General features: G+C 48.9%; 16 protein-coding genes. 10 read left to right on the forward strand and 6 right to left on the reverse strand.

Going from position 1 to position 16,148, the window contains the following annotated elements:
* Positions 1–16: 16 nt before the first annotated feature.
* From L4D06_RS07715 to L4D06_RS07740, 6 genes are all read right to left on the reverse strand, one after another.
* Positions 17–1,267: a beta-ketoacyl-[acyl-carrier-protein] synthase family protein gene (locus L4D06_RS07715; protein WP_429738613.1), complete on the reverse strand. Its 1,251-nt coding sequence runs from the start codon at positions 1,265–1,267 to the stop codon at positions 17–19.
* On the reverse strand, positions 1,260–1,547 hold the full coding sequence (locus L4D06_RS07720) for an acyl carrier protein (protein WP_274162684.1): 288 nt from the start codon (positions 1,545–1,547) through the stop codon (positions 1,260–1,262). The genes L4D06_RS07715 and L4D06_RS07720 overlap by 8 nt, the downstream gene beginning before the upstream one ends.
* A gap of 599 nt (positions 1,548–2,146) precedes the next feature.
* Positions 2,147–3,181 (reverse strand): nuclear transport factor 2 family protein, encoded by a 1,035-nt coding sequence (locus L4D06_RS07725; RefSeq protein ID WP_429738614.1) that lies wholly within the window; start codon positions 3,179–3,181, stop codon positions 2,147–2,149.
* Between the two features lie 3 nt (positions 3,182–3,184).
* Entirely contained in the window at positions 3,185–4,063 is an 879-nt protein-coding gene (locus L4D06_RS07730; protein ID WP_017009696.1) for a carbohydrate ABC transporter permease, read from the reverse strand.
* A gap of 9 nt (positions 4,064–4,072) precedes the next feature.
* On the reverse strand, positions 4,073–5,104 hold the full coding sequence (locus L4D06_RS07735; RefSeq protein WP_017009695.1) for a carbohydrate ABC transporter permease: 1,032 nt from the start codon (positions 5,102–5,104) through the stop codon (positions 4,073–4,075).
* Between the two features lie 51 nt (positions 5,105–5,155).
* Positions 5,156–6,400 carry an ABC transporter substrate-binding protein gene (locus L4D06_RS07740; RefSeq protein WP_429738615.1) on the reverse strand — a complete coding sequence of 415 codons (1,245 nt, stop codon included), beginning with the start codon at positions 6,398–6,400 and terminating at the stop codon, positions 5,156–5,158.
* A gap of 440 nt (positions 6,401–6,840) precedes the next feature.
* On the opposite strand from L4D06_RS07740, the gene L4D06_RS07745 reads away from it, so the two are divergent.
* From L4D06_RS07745 to L4D06_RS07790, 10 genes are read left to right on the forward strand one after another with little or no spacing between them, the layout of a single operon-like run.
* The gene (locus L4D06_RS07745) at positions 6,841–7,932 is read left to right on the forward strand and encodes an ABC transporter ATP-binding protein (protein ID WP_429738617.1); all 1,092 of its coding nucleotides are present in this window, start codon (positions 6,841–6,843) and stop codon (positions 7,930–7,932) included.
* Complete coding sequence (locus L4D06_RS07750) at positions 7,929–8,465, forward strand: ester cyclase (RefSeq protein WP_129492676.1); 537 nt, start codon at positions 7,929–7,931, stop codon at positions 8,463–8,465. The genes L4D06_RS07745 and L4D06_RS07750 overlap by 4 nt, the downstream gene beginning before the upstream one ends.
* Positions 8,466–8,518: 53 nt before the next feature.
* Positions 8,519–9,835: a histidinol dehydrogenase gene (hisD, locus tag L4D06_RS07755; protein WP_429738620.1), complete on the forward strand. Its 1,317-nt coding sequence runs from the start codon at positions 8,519–8,521 to the stop codon at positions 9,833–9,835.
* A gap of 6 nt (positions 9,836–9,841) precedes the next feature.
* Positions 9,842–10,897: an ester cyclase gene (locus L4D06_RS07760; RefSeq protein ID WP_429738723.1), complete on the forward strand. Its 1,056-nt coding sequence runs from the start codon at positions 9,842–9,844 to the stop codon at positions 10,895–10,897.
* Positions 10,894–11,664 carry an SDR family NAD(P)-dependent oxidoreductase gene (locus tag L4D06_RS07765; RefSeq protein WP_429738622.1) on the forward strand — a complete coding sequence of 257 codons (771 nt, stop codon included), beginning with the start codon at positions 10,894–10,896 and terminating at the stop codon, positions 11,662–11,664. Before L4D06_RS07760 ends, L4D06_RS07765 begins: the two co-directional genes overlap by 4 nt.
* Positions 11,664–12,683: a LacI family DNA-binding transcriptional regulator gene (locus L4D06_RS07770; RefSeq protein ID WP_274162690.1), complete on the forward strand. Its 1,020-nt coding sequence runs from the start codon at positions 11,664–11,666 to the stop codon at positions 12,681–12,683. Before L4D06_RS07765 ends, L4D06_RS07770 begins: the two co-directional genes overlap by 1 nt.
* A complete protein-coding gene (locus L4D06_RS07775; RefSeq protein ID WP_429738624.1) occupies positions 12,680–13,648 on the forward strand; it encodes a nuclear transport factor 2 family protein in 969 nt (322 codons plus the stop codon). The genes L4D06_RS07770 and L4D06_RS07775 overlap by 4 nt, the downstream gene beginning before the upstream one ends.
* Before the next feature lie 22 nt (positions 13,649–13,670).
* Positions 13,671–14,630, forward strand: coding sequence for a cupin domain-containing protein (locus L4D06_RS07780; protein WP_429738626.1), 960 nt, complete (start codon positions 13,671–13,673; stop codon positions 14,628–14,630).
* Positions 14,630–15,337 (forward strand): alpha/beta fold hydrolase, encoded by a 708-nt coding sequence (locus L4D06_RS07785; RefSeq protein ID WP_429738627.1) that lies wholly within the window; start codon positions 14,630–14,632, stop codon positions 15,335–15,337. Before L4D06_RS07780 ends, L4D06_RS07785 begins: the two co-directional genes overlap by 1 nt.
* Positions 15,337–16,032: an RraA family protein gene (locus L4D06_RS07790; RefSeq protein ID WP_428822532.1), complete on the forward strand. Its 696-nt coding sequence runs from the start codon at positions 15,337–15,339 to the stop codon at positions 16,030–16,032. Before L4D06_RS07785 ends, L4D06_RS07790 begins: the two co-directional genes overlap by 1 nt.
* Positions 16,033–16,148: the final 116 nt, after the last annotated feature.

Genomic DNA, 16,148 nt, shown 5'->3' on the forward strand with positions numbered 1-16,148 from the left:
CACAAACGTACTTGTGTCAGTCCATTTTTCGCAGGATAGTCGCTGCATTTGTCCCGCCAAAGCCAAAGTTCAAAGACAAAACTGTTTTCAAATCAGCTAGTGTGGTTTCGCGCACGATAGGCGCATCAGCAAACAAGGGGTCAATGTTTTCAATATTGATTGATGGCGCGATAAAGCCCTCTTTCAACATTGAAATGCATGCAATCAACTCGATGGCCCCTACTGCACCAATCGCATGTCCAGTCATCGATTTCGTCGACGAAAACCTCGGAATATTCTCTCCAAACGCTCGGCGTAACCCATTAACTTCTGCCACATCACCCGGCCCTGTGCCTGTACCATGTGTATTAATAGCATCTACATCGTCAGAGGAAATTCCGGCGTCTTTCAATGAACTTGAAATGCAATCAACAAATGTACCGCCATCAGCTTGAGGTAGCACCAGATCATAAGGGTCAGAGTTCGCTGCATATCCTGCGATTTCAGCATAGATTGGCGCATTACGTGCTAAGGCAGAATCAAGCGACTCTAGGACAAGAACACCCGCGCCACCGCTAATAACAAAGCCATCTCTATCACGATCGTATGGGCGTGATGCGCTCTCAGGCGTGTCATTAAATCCCGTAGAGAGAGCCATTCTCAAGGCTTGAAAAGAAGCAACGATGAGCTCGTTCACTTCCTCACAGCCACCGGTTATTGCTCTGTCTATAACCCCATCGCGGATGAGTTCGTAAGCATGTCCGACATTGTGCGCACCAGTAGCACAAGCAGACGAAATCGAATAGCTCCGCCCAGTAATACCAAAGAGTTTAGTGAGTATTGCACTCGCAGTGCTGCTCATGGACTTGAGTACGGTATAGGGTTCCGTTCTGCGAACATTCCCTGCGTAATACCTTACCCCCTCTTTGTGTATCACACCGACATCAGCCACACCGCTTCCAACAAGACAAGCTGTTCGCGGGTCAGCGAGTTCTTCAGAAGTCAGGCGAGAGGCCGAAATCGCATCACTGGCGGCAACACTGCAATAAAGCGTTGAGGTAGGCATCGCTCTGCGGAGTTTCAGAGGAATGTTCGCGGACTGTATTTTAGACTCGTCGAGGTCAACTAAACCCGCAACACGAGTCGTTAACCCATATTCAGACCAAGATTCAACTGCGCGAATACCACTGCGGCCAAGCTTCAAAGATTCAGTTAACGTGTCAAAATCATTTCCTATTGAGGAAACAACACCAACACCAGTTACCACTACCCGTCTTCGATTACCCATCTTTTTGGCTCAACTTCGATTCGATGATTTCCAAAAGGTCACCCACCGTATCAAGCTTAATTAAGTCTTCATCATCAACGGATATAGACAGAGAATCTTCCAAGTCGAGAGTCAGTGAGACCGCTTGCATTGAATCCATTCCAAGATCGTCACGTAGAGACATGGAGGGTATGATGTCTTTGGCTGCAACAGTACTTTCTGATTCCGACTCTAATCGACTAAATACTTCCATTATCATCGCGTCCGTCAAATATTTTTTGTTTTCAAAAGAAACGCTCATGTTAACACCATCAAAGTCCATGAATTAATTACACTAATAACATTGTATTTGTGCACTTTTATCCTTAACCGAATGCTAGCAACGCCTTTAAATAGCGTCAATCCGATTGGAAGCACATATGCCATCACAAACAGCATGGCGCACCGGAAAAACCGTGCCATTATTGTTTTTGAAATTTAGGATTCAATAGGAAACAAAACACCACAAAGTAATTTCAAACAATTGTTTTTATAGAATTAATACCACAATTAAGAAATATCAGCGTGCGCATTTATTATGTACAAAAAGGAGCTAACTCACCTGCAATAAAACACTGTCAGATAACCCTAAAATCTCACGACTGAGTCATAATATCGAAATGAATGCCAATTATGTCCAAATGAGAAAGATGGCTTATTTTAAGCCTTTGTTGTATTAATTGACCCTTACAGTAAATGAAAACAATTCGAGTTTCATTTAAATGAATTTGGTCTAATATTTTCGAACCTGAACACATTTAAAATCACGAAAGAATATATAAGCCACTCATTAGGCAGCATGTAGAACGGACAATTGATGCGTACCATGCGTAAACTTATCTTCATCGGAGCGTCTCGGCATTAGATCCTCAGTGCCATGTCACATTGCGTTTCTGCACTGAGATACTGGTTCCTAGCCAGAAGATCGACCCCTTGCTGATGGAAAAAATGCAGCAAATCGATAAATACCCAGTTTTCGGCCAATTTATCCCCATCCCGTCGATAGATATCAATAACACGCATGTCGAAGAACTTGTCACTGGCGGGCAGCCCCATGAATCCACCAGAAGGTTTAAGCGAGAGATTTGGCCAACCAAAAAAGCCACCAAACTCGCCTTCGGCAAATTTACAGACATGGCCATTAAAAACACGCTCAGAGAAACTTGACCTGAACACCCCTGAATGTTGCTTGGCATAACGTTCAATGGTGTAGCTCGCACCAATACCGGTTGGCCCCCACCAGATCATGTCATCATGCCAACTCAAGGCTAGCTCTTCTTCAAGGCTCAAATCATGATCCCAGTTACCTAAGTCGGTGATCATTTGATTAATCACCGACAGTGTTTTTGCCGATGCCTCAGCGCTTTGTTCATCCAACATCAAGCCAGAATGGTTCATCGGCCCTGGTTGAATAAGCTGGGCGCCAGTTTGCGGCATAAAAGGGTTCACACCGGCTTGCACCATCAAGCCTGGAATATCCATAAACATGGCTGACTGCGCGATCTTGCCTTCCACCACTTGGGTGAACTCGCAATAGCGCAGAAATGCCATCCGTCCGGTTTTGGCAATGCCGAGCCAGTCATTATCAAACAGCCCCATAAGATGGCCCATGGACACCACCCACACTGAGCAGTCAGACGCCAAGCTGTTTTCGCCCGCCATGAAAACATCCTGACGGCGTTGCAGTTTTTTCAAACTGGTTTTCAACGGTTGCCAGAATTGATCATTGACGGCGTTTTGCCCCTCCAACTCATTGAAGGGGTGGCAACCACGCCACTGATAGTCAGCACTGCAATACGTTTCCAACACCTTCGGTACATCTTGAACAGTTGCACGATCAAGCGCTTGATAAAACGCAAATACGCATTGCTTGGCATCTTGTAACGCTTGCGGCATGACCTACCCCTTCACCGCGCCTGCGGTTAAACCCGAAACGATTTGTTTTTGGAAGAACAGAACAAGGAAGAACAGCGGGATCATCGCAGAGACCACCGCAGCAACCGCAAACATCACGTTTCCTTCCACCTGCGTGGTACCCAAGAAGCTCGCAATTTTTGGCACCATGGTTTGGTTATCTTGGCTCAGCAACATGCCTGTTACAGCAAAATCGTTGTAAGCGAGCAAGAAACTAAACAGGCCTGTGGTGATTACCCCCGGCCACATGACAGGGATGATCACATGTCGGAATGCTTGGAATCGCGTGCAGCCATCGACCATGGCGCTCTCATCCATGTCTTTCGGAATATTCAAAAAGAAGGAGTGCAGCATCCAGAGAGTGAAGGGTTGGTTAATCGCGACCAACACAATGATTGTCGTGCCTAGATGACCCCATAAATTCCATTCGAAAAACGGCAACATATAGCCTGATACCAACGTGATATGCGGCATCGCGCGCAGCACCAAGGCAATCATCAAAATCCACAGGGAGTATCGAAAACCAGACCGGGCCAACGCATACCCACCTAGAGTGCCTATGGTGAGTGAAATAATGACAACAGAAAAAACAACAACGAATGTATTGATCCCTGCGAGCCAAAAATCCTGCTCAATCCACGCGCCGTAATATCCCTGCCCAGTAAATTCACCGCCTGTTTCAAGCAAGGTTTTCACCCCGTAAATCGCGTTCATCCAATCAGATTTCGAGAAAAAATCCGCCTGAACTTTGAACGAGCCCCATGCGGTCCAAAGGAACGGGCCTGCTGCTATTAATAGCCAAACAATCACGAACCCTATCGACAATGTTTTAAGCCAAATCGGCTTTCTACGTACTTCTTCCATGATGAACTCCTACGCCGATTTACGGTTGAAATCGCGCCATGTCCGGATGAACACAGGCATAAGCAAGATAGCCACACCAAGAATAGTGAGCATGGAGGTCGCTCCAGCGGAGCCAAACAATTGCGAATCAGTGCCGCGAAGATCGTTGAAGATCAACCAACTTAACGAGGTCGCATGAGCCTCTGCCGCAAAACCAACAATGGGCTCGAACACACGGAAGTTGTCCATCAACTGCATCAAGGCAACAAAGGTCACCAGTGGTGCCATGTGCGGCATGACAACATAGCGAATCGTTTCCCAGCGAGATGCGCCATCTATCATTGAGGCTTCCAATGTGTCCGTCGGCACTGTTTGTAATCCGGCGTAAAAGACAATGAAAGAGAATGGAATAGATGACCAAATCCCATACACAAACAGCGTTATCCATGTCAGTGCGGGTGAGGCTTTTAACGACAAGCTATCATCTTGGAACCAATTTTGGATGGTGGCACCAATCACGCCATCCGCATCAATCATCCAGAACAAGATTAGTGAACCAATCAACGGCGTCACAATCATGGGGAGAAGCGATAAGAAAATCGTGGGGCCTTTTACTAGCTTCGGCAACGCATTCACACACAGGGCGACCACCATGCCGAAGAAGATTACGCAGGGTGTAACGATGAAGGTGTATGCCAAGGTGAAAACCAGTGCCTTGTAGAAAGGCAGGTTCATCAAGCCGTTGAAGAAACCGCCGAGCGAATCTGTCGAACGCCACGCTTCTGACACATTTTCAAACGCCAAATGGCTGCGATTCGTATAGGTATCTAACCCGTTAAAACGCCCAAGGGGCTCTTCTTCACGCAGTTGGTCAGTCGCTTCTCTATCAACGGATACCGTTTTCTTACAGCCAAACGGCCCGCAGTTTTCCGTCTCAAGCACTATCTGTTCATGCTCTACGTGCAATGACTGAACGAACACCGACACGATAGGTAATGCGATGAGCAGAAACATGACCAATAAAGACGGCCACATAAACTTCATAAACGTACGATGTGGCATGGACCCACTCCTTTGCCGTTAGACGCCCCGATTCCTATCGGGGCAACAAGATTAAAGGAAGCCCTGCTCGCGTGCAGACGTCATGTAAGCATCTTCGACATCTTTAAGCGCTTGCGCTGCCGATTCATTTCCAAGTAGAAAGTCTGGAAGTTCAGCACCTAACGCTGAATGCAACAGACCCATGTATGGCAACATCGGATAAGGATTGGCTTGTTGTTGTACCGTGCTGATGACGCCCATCGCAGACGCATCGGGTTCATAACCTTCAATCAACCACACGGCTTTTTGGGAATTTGCCTTCATCATGTCAGGGGAGATAGCTTGCACCATCACTTTGAAGGTCGCTTCGGCATCTTGCTCAGAAAGATTGCTGGCGATCGTCCAACCGTCCCACCACAACGTGGCACCTGGGGTGCCATCTGCCGTAAACGCGGGCGTATTGGTTAAAACCGTTGAACCAACAATCTCTGGCGTCGACCCTTCATCGTCTAAAATCGCAGTACCTCTAGAGCCCCACATCAACGCAAAAGCGACTTTGCCTTCTTCCCAAAGGGCTTGGGTGCTGTTGGAATCAAACGTTAAAAAATCAGGGTTGGACAATTCGGTCAGCGCTTTCAATGTGTTCAGCGCCTTTATTCCCTCAGCATTGTTTAGGTTCGGTATGGCACTACCTGGTTTAAAGAACCCTGCCCCTGTTGCACTAAATACGTTGATGAATTCTTCCCCTAGGTTCCAGCCCGTTTTGGTGTTCAACGCGATGGGGTATTTCATCAAACCGTCTTTTTGTATTTTCTTCGCTGTCGCGATCAACTCGTCATAGGTTTTAGGCGGCTGCGCACCGACTTTTTCTAACATGTCTTTACGGTAAAAAAGGTGTTGAGAGTTAGCCATGAAAGCCACCGCCATCACGCTGCCATCGATTTTAATCAATTGCGTCGGCTGCAAGCTCTGACCATGTTTTGCCACTAACGCATCAAGGGGTTGGATCAGCCCTTCATTGAGTAACGGAACAATCGAGCTGGTAGAAACAATCGCAGTAGAATATTTCGAGGGCTTGGCTTTCAAGGCGGCGGATTGAATATCGCGATGATCTTTAGACTGATTTTTGGTCACAATCACCCTGTCCGTCGCACATCGCTCAGCCATCGCGGCAACAGCATGCAATGCTGGGAAATCATTGGACAGAATACTCACGTTTCCAACATCAACACCGCAGTCAATTTGTTCTGCACTGAGTGTGTGGCTGAACAAGGTGACCAATCCCGCCGCAAATGTACTTATCAATTTGACTTTCATTTTCCTCTCCAACTTCTCAAGAAGGGTTTTCGTCTTACAGTAACAAGCACTCTAAGCACGACACACTTGAAGCCAGATCTTCCTTGAGACCACGACAACAAGAATATTTTTGATTACGTATGCAAAAATAATTATGCCTAACAGAGATATTGGCAAGTAACAAAATTCACGCATTTAACCATACGTTAACATTCCCACGCCTTGCCATTAATCACTTATTATCAATTAGTTAATTGATCACCCTTCGTAAAGCACCTCTCTATAACTTGCTGATTAACATAAATTTCTTGCCTTTGAGAAACGAACACATACAAATTTATTTATGTGATCACACGCAAACATACAGCATAAGAATGTTTGCTGACGCGCATTTTACTGTTTATTTTGAATACGTACCCAGTCACCAAAATTCAGACCGCGTTGGAACATGGAGAGCAGTCATGGCAGAAGTGCAATTACGTCATATCGACAAGCGATGGGGAGATTTTGTCGGGGTTAAAGATTTCGACTTAACCATTCCCGATAAGGAATTTCTTGTATTGCTTGGCCCATCAGGATGTGGAAAAAGCACCACGATGCGCATGATTGCTGGCCTCGAAGATGCCACCAGCGGCGACATACTGATTGGCGGCAAGGTCGTGAATGATTTGGAACCAAAGGACCGCGATGTCGCCATGGTATTCCAAAGCTATGCGCTCTATCCCAACATGACGGTATATGAAAACATTCGTTTTCCACTCAAGGTAAGACATGTCGACCCTGCAACGCATGATGAGAAAGTCATGCGGGCAGCCCAAATGGTCGAACTCACCGATTTTCTGCACCGCCGCCCTGCTGATCTTTCTGGCGGACAACGCCAACGTGTTGCACTAGCGCGTGCAATCGTGCGCGAGCCCAACGTATTTTTGATGGACGAGCCTCTCTCTAACCTTGATGCAAAACTCAGGGTGTCCACGCGCGCCCAGATTAAAAACCTGTCTCACGAACTGCAAATCACCACCATCTATGTCACGCACGATCAGATTGAAGCAATGACACTGGCAGATCGTGTTGTCGTGATGAGTGCGGGTAACGTGCAGCAAGTCGGCACGCCGACGGAAATATACAACTACCCCGCGAACACGTTTGTGGCGAGCTTCATCGGCTCCCCTGCCATGAACCTTGTGAAAGGCAAGATTCGTGATGGCGTCTTTACCGCGGAAAACATGACGATTCGAGGATTAGATACCTCTTTATCAGGGGATATCACCCTTGGTTTTCGCGCAGAAGATGCCACGGTCAATCCCGCAGGTAGCTCACCAGACATCACTGAAATCAGCGGCATCAACGCCAATGTTTTCTCCATAGAATTGCTCGGTGAAGCCACCATGATCACCGTTAAAGTGGATGATGCGTTGGTCGCGGTAAAAGCTGACAAAGAGTATTCAACTGAGATAGGTGATGTGTTTTCAACCAATATTCCAGCCTCAATTTGCCACCTTTTTGATGCAAAAACGGGTGAGCGTATCAACAACAGGAGCCAACCAGAATGAAAGGCTCACGGCCAGAGCAAGCGAGTTTGACCAAAGAAACCGATATGCGTCAAACAGACGAAACACGCCGCGTTATCGAATCCATGGTGGATGGGCTCAACGACCATCGAATAAGCGATATCGGTGAGTTTTTCGCGGAGAGTTTTCGCTGGTTTGGCAACCGAGGATGCGGAACAAAAGTGGGTTTGGAGGCCTTTCAACGCAATTGGCAGAAGCCATTTCAAGCGGCGTTTTCAGACAAGATTTGCGTCGATGAGGCTCGGCTTTACATGGGTGAATGGGCCGCCGCATTTGGACACCAAACCGCGAAACACACGGGCACATTCATGGGTATCGAACCCACCAACCAAACGGTTGAAATCCGCTATATGGACTTTTGGAAAGTTCAGGGAGGAAAAATCGTCGATAACTGGGTGATGGTTGATTTCCCTCATGTTCTTCATCAACTGGGGGTTGATGTTTTTGATGGCGAAGGCTGGGAAGCGTTCGACAACGACCAAAAAACACCACCCACCCCTTCTCAATCACATTGAGTCGCTCCGTTTGCTCCATTCATGGGGAAACACGATCAATAGGAAACACATAGATGGCTATCACGTACCTTAAAACGGGCAAATCTGAATCAGACAAAGTCAGCGATAACGAAAAAGTCGTTCAGATCGTTTCGGACACCTTGAAGAAAATTGAAAATGAAGGGGATGCTGCAGTCAGAGAACTGGCGATAAAGTTCGATAATTACGCACCAGCGTCCTTCCTTCTTTCAGAGCAAGATATTGCGGATCTGATTGCAAAAGTGTCACCAGAAGACATGGCGGATATTCGCTTCGCCAATGAACAAGTCACCAACTTTGCCCAGATTCAACGCGATTCGATGACTGACGTCGAAGTTGAAACGCTACCCGGCGTCATATTGGGACACAAAAACATTCCGGTTCAAAGCGTGGGCTGTTACGTACCAGGAGGGAAATTCCCCATGGTTGCCTCTGCACACATGTCTGTCGCCACCGCCAAAGTGGCGGGTGTTCCCCGTGTGATTGCGTGTACTCCACCTTTCAAAGGGGAACCTAACCCTGCGGTTGTGGCAGCCATGCATCTTGGCGGGGCAGACGAAATCTATGTACTGGGTGGAATTCAGGCCGTCGGTGCCATGGCATTGGGAACGGAAACGATCGATCCCGTGCATTTGTTGGTCGGTCCTGGCAATGCCTTCGTTGCTGAAGCGAAACGTCAGCTGTTTGGTCGTGTGGGCATTGATTTGTTTGCAGGCCCTACAGAAACCATGGTGATCGCGGATGACACCGTTGACGCGGAAATGTGCGCGACGGATTTACTCGGACAAGCCGAACACGGCTATAACTCTCCTGCAGCTTTAGTGACCAACAGCGAGAAACTTGCCAACGACACACTGCTTGAAATTGACCGCTTACTAAACATACTGCCCACTGCAGATACCGCAAAGGTCAGTTGGGAAGATTACGGTGAAATCATCCTCTGCGACTCCTATGAGGAGATGCTGGAGGTATCAGAAGAGAAAGCCTACGAGCATGTTCAAGTGATGACAGATCGCGATGACTGGTTCCTTGAAAATATGACCTGTTATGGCGGCCTATTCCTTGGCCCACGCACAAACGTCTCCAATGGCGACAAAGTGATTGGTACAAACCATACCCTACCGACACAAAAAGCGGGGCGTTATACCGGTGGGCTTTGGGTAGGTAAATACTTAAAGACCCACAGCTATCAAAAAATCACGACCGACGAAGCAGCAACAACCATCGGTGAATATGGCTCTCGCCTTTGCATGCTAGAAGGCTTTGTTGGCCACGCAGAACAATGCAACGTGCGCGTCAGACGCTATGGGAAAAAACACGTTCCTTACGGTCAACCAGCGCCTCGGGGTTAACGTGTGATGACTCATGCCGCTGACCTCACAACATGGATGCACATGCTGACGCGCTGGCGAGAAAGCCAGCAGCGTGTGAATGTCATTGAACTCGATGACATCGCATCAACGATGTTCAGCGATAACGCCCGTATTCACATGTGTCATCCTTTTGGGGAGCAACCTAGCGCGCGTGCATGGATAAACACCAGCTATCGTGCTTTGGTCGACGCCATCCCTGATGCAGAAAGAAGAGACACCATTGTCATCAGCGGGCAAGACCAACAAGACAGTCGTTGGGTCGGTTGCTGTGGGTATTACTGTGGCACCTTCATCGCACCATTTTTAGACATTCCGCCAACGGGCCAATTCGTGCACATGCGATATCACGAGTTTTATCGCGTTTCAGAGAATGGCATCGAAGAGGTACAGGCAATTTGGGACATCGTTGAAGTCATGAAACAAGCCAACGCTTGGCCCATGGCTCCCTCACTGGGCCGCGAAGGTTTGGTACCTGCCCCTGCCACTCTCGACGGCATTAAACCGATGAATGGGGAGCTAAGCGGAAGTGACAGCCTTGATATTGTCATCCGTATGCTCGACAACCTCGGACGACATCCCTCTCAAGGTGGCCCTGACGTGATGAAGCTGCCCGAGGCGTGGCACGAAGATTTAACCTGGTATGGCCCATCAGGAATCGGGACATGTCGCGGTTTTTCAGGGTTTCGCCAATGGCATCAAATTCCTTTTTTAAACGCGATGCCCGACCGTGGCTTGGACAATGAAAACATCACGCTGCATTTTTTTGCACAAGAGAACTACGTCGCGGTGACAGGTTGGCCAAACATGAGTCAAACCTTGTCCGCCGGTGGCTGGCTCGGCATCGCGCCGACAAACAAGAAAATCACCCTGCGCAGTCTCGATTTCTGGCGCATCGAAGATGAGAAAATCAAAGAAAACTGGGTGCTTATCGATCTATTAGACATTTATGCGCAACTTGGGGTCGATGTTTTTGCGAGACTAAAAGCATTCAACACATCAAGACCGACAGGATCCGTCGTTTTGCCAAAGGAAAGGTTATGACCATATCGCTACCCATCACACCCTCTTTTGATCTCTTTAACAAACGTGCACTTGTCTCCGGTGCCTCCTCGGGTATTGGCCTAGCTTGCGCGACGGCACTCGCCAGGGCGGGTGCCCACGTCACCTTAATCGCTCGCCGCGAAGAAAAGCTATTAGAACTAAAAGAAGCCCTCGACCAAGAAGGTTACCAATCTGATATTTTGGTGTTGGATGTCACCCAACTTGATGCGCTTGAGCAGGCTCTAAATGCGCGAGAACCTTACGACATTGTTTTAAATTCTGCGGGGCTCGCGATTCATTCACCCGCGCTCGATACACAGCAAGCTGATTTCGACACGGTCTTCGATCTGAATGTGAAAGCCGCGTATTTCTTATTCCAATTTGCCGCTCGTCGTCTAATGGAATCGCAGAAGCCCGGCAGTTTTATTAGCATTTCCAGCCAAATGGCGCACGTTGGCGGCWTCGATCGTGCCGTGTATTGCGCCAGCAAACACGCCGTTGAAGGTTTCACCAAAGCCATGGCGATTGAATGGGGCAAACAAAACATTCGTGTAAATACAATTTGCCCCACGTTCATCAAAACCGAACTCACCGCAAGCACCTTCGCAGATCCAGAGAAGCTAGCATGGCTGCAAAGCAACATTAAGTTAGATCGTGTCGGTGAAGTGGAAGATTTAATGGGCGCAGTGCTTTACCTCGCCTCTAGCGCTTCAGGCATGGTCACGGGAACCTCGCTCAAAGTTGACGGAGGCTGGACAGCAGAGTAATGGCAAACGATAAGATCACCTCAACCGATGTAGCAAAACATGCCGGCGTCAGTCAGTCTGCCGTCAGTCGTGTCTTTACGCCCGGCGGATCCGCATCCAAGAAAACCATCGATAAAGTCAAAAAGGCCGCCGAAGAGTTGGGTTATCGCCCAAACGTGCTTGCACGCGCCATGGTCTCAGGTAAAAGCCGCGTAATTGGACTTGTGGTGGCCTACCTCAACAATCAATTTTACCCCGAAGCATTGGAAAAGCTTTCAAATTTATTGCAAGAACAGGGCTATCACGTCCTGATTTTCATGGCGAACAATGTCGACAGCGTGGTTGATGAAGTCATTGAAGAAATTCTGGATTACCAAGTCGACGGCATCATCGCCGCTTCCGTCGAGTTGTCATCTGAATTGGCCGTGAGATGCCGTTCGGTAGGCGTTCCGATCGTACTGTTCAACCGCGCCCAACAAGGCGGTGAATTCTCTTCCGTTACCTCTGACAACTTTAGTGGCGGCATGGCTGCTGCAGAGTTTCTGGTGGCAGGTGGACATAAAAAAATCAGCTACATCGCTGGGCTGGAATGCACATCAACACAGCGCGACCGAGAAATTGGATTTCGCGCCGGCTTACAACAAGCCGGCATGGCATTGCATTCGCGCGGCGAAGGCATGTTCGATATGGCAAAAGCCAGTGCGGCAACCAAAGCCATGTTTCAGGACGATCCGCCTGACGCTGTTTTCGTCGCCAATGACCACATGGCACTCGCCGTGATGGACACGCTGCGTTTCGAACTAGGGTTACGTATTCCTGACGATGTTTCCGTTGTGGGGTATGACGATGTACCTGCAGCAAGTTGGCCGAGTTATGGCCTCACCACCCTCGCCCAGCATGCAGACATCATGGTCAATGAAACAGTACGTATTCTGTTGCAACAAATCAGCCATGAGAACGATACCCCACAGAAAGTGGCTATTGGTTCGCCGCTCTTGGTTCGCACATCCGCAAAAATCCCCGCAGGTTGGAAATCATGAAAGGCTTTGATGGCAAGTTCACAGACTTTCCCGACTATATCTTGTCCATCACGGAAGAGATTTGGGAAGGGAGAAATATCCACTCACTGCATGACTACTATTCGTCAGACATTGTCGTGAGAACCCCTGCTGGCATTTCGATTGGCAACAAAGACGTTATCGCGCAAACCAGCTCAGTGCTCAACGAATTACCCGATCGGGTGCTACTGGGAGAAGACGTCATTTGGTCCGGAACACCAGAAGAAGGCATGCTGTCATCCCACCGCATTTTGTCAAAAGCCACACACAGCCGTGATGGGCAATTTGGCAAAGCCACCGGCAAAACGCTGTGTTACCAAGTGATCGCCGATTGCCATGCCATCAATAACCAAATTAATGATGAATGGTTGATTCGAGACCAAGGATCGATCGTTAAGCAACTTGGGCATGACCCCAAACAGTTTGCCATCGATCAAATTCATGCCGAAGGCGGCGCAGGCAACTGCAACCGACCTTTTACGCCAGACCAAGACACCCTAGGCCCCTATCTTGGCAAAGGTAACGATAACATTTGGGGCGAAGCCTACGTTGAAACCCTTAAACGCATGATGAGCGCAGAATACTCGTGTATTCCTGAAGATTACGATCGCGCCTGTCACGTCATACACCCAAGCGGTGAATCAGGTTATTCCTGGTCTGCAGTAGAGGCGTTTTGGTTGGGTTTACGTGCCAGCTTCCCCAACGCTGATTTCATCATTGAGCACCAAATTGGGCGAGAAGATCCGTTAATGCCTCCTCGCGCTGCCATTCGCTTTTCCCTTCACGGAAAACATGACGGATGGGGACGTTTTGGCCAACCGACGGGCGCGAATGTCTACGTCATGGGTGCAGCCCATGTTGAATTTGGGCCGCGCGGCATTCGACGTGAGTTTGTCGTTTTTGACGAAACGGCCATTTGGAAACAAATCGCCCTGCATACGGGTTAGTCGCCACAACAAGGAGTGTTCAATGAAACAGCCGCAATGGGTAAGGTTTGGTGAACTTATACCGTGTCGAACCGCATTTATCGACGCGCACACACCGGGTTCTGATCAGAAAGAAAACTTTACCATTATCGGTGGTGGTGTATCAGAAAGCCCCGACCAACATGTTCATATTCAAGCCACACCGGGCTTCAATATTGGTGCAGCCGGCCAGCCGCCACGTTGTTTCAATTCACTTCACTCACACAACACAGCAGAAGTGTTTTTTGTGCTCAAAGGCCGTTGGCGCTTCTTTTGGGGAGAAACCGGAGAAGACGGCGAAGTGGTACTGGAAGAAGGCGATATTTTCAATATACCCACTCGCATGTTCCGTGGCTTTGAAAACATCGGTAGCGACTACGGCATGATCATGTCGATTTTAGGGGGTGATGACGCTGGCGGCGGTGTCATCTGGGCACCCCATGTTCGAGAAGCTGCCGACGCCCATGGATTGGTCTTAGGCGAAAGTGGCCGTTTATACGACACAGAGAAAAATGAAGCCTTGCCGAACGGTGAGAACGAAATGCCGTTGCCTGAACGGGAATGGCTAAACAGCCTGCTTCGACCCGATGCCGCAACCGTGGTGAAACATTACGTTGCGCGCTACTGGGACATGGTCGCCATGGCTGCAAAACAACCGGTGCTTGTTATCGGTGAAAAAGGATTACTCAAAGATAAACCTGGATTTAACGTTGATTTTCTTACCCGCACCTCTGTTCAACAGCAACCACAATATGCCGAAAAAGACGTCGTGTTGATGGTGATGCGCGGGCATTGGGCGCTCACATGGGAAAACGACACACTGACGCTTAACCCTGGTGACACGGTTTGGCTGCCTGAAGGAACAGATTACAACCTTGACGTGAACGTGTCGGTTGAGGCGAGTCTTTTCCGCGTGACACGCACTCAAGATACGGCAGGATTAACCTGGATGGGTGCATCGTAATGAACCGCGCCTCTCTTGAACCTTTGGTGTTTCTTCCCGGCATGATGTGTGATGAGCGTCTGTTTGCGCCACAAATAGCCGCATTCCAAGCGGATCGAAACGTCATCGTGATGGATATTTCTTCTGAACAATCGATGGCATCCCTCGCCGACAAAGTGCTCAAAAACACCCCTGAGCGTTTCGCGCTTGCGGGGCTGTCAATGGGCGGCATATTGGCGATGGAAGTCTATCGGCAAGCACCTCATCGCATCAGCAAATTAGCACTCATGGATACTAACCCGCGTGCAGAAATCGACGAGGTAAAAGCAGGACGACAAGTTCAACTTGATCGCATCGCCAACGGGGAGCTTCTGAGTGTCATGCAAGAGGTGATGATTCCAAAATACCTTCATCGCGAACACCCCAACCCCTATATCGAAGCGCGCTGTCTTCACATGGCGAAAAGCCTCGGCGACATGGCATTCGTCAATCAATCGCTGGCGCTCAGAGACAGACCCGATCAACAAGACACGCTGAAGCATGTTGATGTTCCCACCTTGATTTTAATGGGTGAAGACGATCAGTTGTGCCCAAAAGACAGACATGATGCGATCAAAGCACTGATCCCTCATGCAGATTATGTGGTCATCAAAAAAGCAGGCCATCTTCCCACTCTTGAACAACCGGAGGCAACCACGCGTGCGCTCGCTACGTGGTTGAACAGTTAATGGATAAAGCGCTCTACGAATTACTGATCAGTGTGGACACGCCAACGGTGTGTAACGCCATAGAAGTCGCACAAGGAAAACGCGGTTTCAACGATTTCACGCGAGGAACGTTGCAAGCATCAGCGCCGGAAAGTCCCGCAATCGTGGGTTATGCAAAAACCGCACAAATAGCGGCACTTGAACCGTCTAACTTGCCCGCTGACGAGGTAAAAAAGCTGCGTATGGACTATTACCGATACATGTCAGAGACCCCTTTCCCGTCCGTTGCGGTAATCGAAGATTTGGATTTTCCTGATGCTATTGGTGCGTTTTGGGGGGAGATCAATACCAATGTCCACAAGGGCTTGGGGTTGAGTGGTGTGTTAACCAACGGTGTGATGCGCGATCTTGGCGACTTACCTGAGGAATTCCTCGTTCTCGCAGGGTCGGTGGGCCCTAGCCATGGTTTCGTGCATATCGAGAGCATTGGCGAGCCTGTCGAGGTCTTTGGTTTACGCGTGTCACACGGAGACCTTATTCACGCCGATCGACATGGCGCGGTGGTGATCCCTACCGACATTGTTCCTGTGCTCGCTGATGCGATTGACACCTTACTCAGCAACGAACAAATCATTTTGAAAGCTGCAAGAGAAGAAGGCTTCAACTTTGACCGATTCGAACAAGCATGGGCTGAATTCGAGCGTGTGCGAACTTAGCGCTTTTCATCGTCTCGCGTGATCTCGATGCGCTGAGACAACACCAACGCAATACTCATGAACACAGAAACACCACCACGCTGCTCATACTGAGCGGTGCAGGCATTTACGGCTCA

It is taken from the genome of Enterovibrio makurazakiensis (assembly GCF_050336585.1).
GTDB lineage: Bacteria > Pseudomonadota > Gammaproteobacteria > Enterobacterales > Vibrionaceae > Enterovibrio > Enterovibrio gelatinilyticus.

Excerpts from the sequence above, each read along its gene's own strand:
- L4D06_RS07715 (WP_429738613.1), bottom strand. The coding sequence starts at position 1,267 with ATGGGTAATCGAAGACGGGTAGTGGTAACTGGTGTTGGTGTTGTTTCC.
- L4D06_RS07720 (WP_274162684.1), bottom strand. The coding sequence starts at position 1,547 with ATGAGCGTTTCTTTTGAAAACAAAAAATATTTGACGGACGCGATGATA.
- L4D06_RS07725 (WP_429738614.1), bottom strand. The coding sequence starts at position 3,181 with ATGCCGCAAGCGTTACAAGATGCCAAGCAATGCGTATTTGCGTTTTAT.
- L4D06_RS07730 (WP_017009696.1), bottom strand. The coding sequence starts at position 4,063 with ATGGAAGAAGTACGTAGAAAGCCGATTTGGCTTAAAACATTGTCGATA.
- L4D06_RS07735 (WP_017009695.1), bottom strand. The coding sequence starts at position 5,104 with ATGCCACATCGTACGTTTATGAAGTTTATGTGGCCGTCTTTATTGGTC.
- L4D06_RS07740 (WP_429738615.1), bottom strand. The coding sequence starts at position 6,400 with ATGAAAGTCAAATTGATAAGTACATTTGCGGCGGGATTGGTCACCTTG.
- L4D06_RS07745 (WP_429738617.1), top strand. The coding sequence starts at position 6,841 with ATGGCAGAAGTGCAATTACGTCATATCGACAAGCGATGGGGAGATTTT.
- L4D06_RS07750 (WP_129492676.1), top strand. The coding sequence starts at position 7,929 with ATGAAAGGCTCACGGCCAGAGCAAGCGAGTTTGACCAAAGAAACCGAT.
- hisD (WP_429738620.1), top strand. The coding sequence starts at position 8,519 with ATGGCTATCACGTACCTTAAAACGGGCAAATCTGAATCAGACAAAGTC.
- L4D06_RS07760 (WP_429738723.1), top strand. The coding sequence starts at position 9,842 with ATGACTCATGCCGCTGACCTCACAACATGGATGCACATGCTGACGCGC.
- L4D06_RS07770 (WP_274162690.1), top strand. The coding sequence starts at position 11,664 with ATGGCAAACGATAAGATCACCTCAACCGATGTAGCAAAACATGCCGGC.
- L4D06_RS07775 (WP_429738624.1), top strand. The coding sequence starts at position 12,680 with ATGAAAGGCTTTGATGGCAAGTTCACAGACTTTCCCGACTATATCTTG.
- L4D06_RS07780 (WP_429738626.1), top strand. The coding sequence starts at position 13,671 with ATGAAACAGCCGCAATGGGTAAGGTTTGGTGAACTTATACCGTGTCGA.
- L4D06_RS07785 (WP_429738627.1), top strand. The coding sequence starts at position 14,630 with ATGAACCGCGCCTCTCTTGAACCTTTGGTGTTTCTTCCCGGCATGATG.
- L4D06_RS07790 (WP_428822532.1), top strand. The coding sequence starts at position 15,337 with ATGGATAAAGCGCTCTACGAATTACTGATCAGTGTGGACACGCCAACG.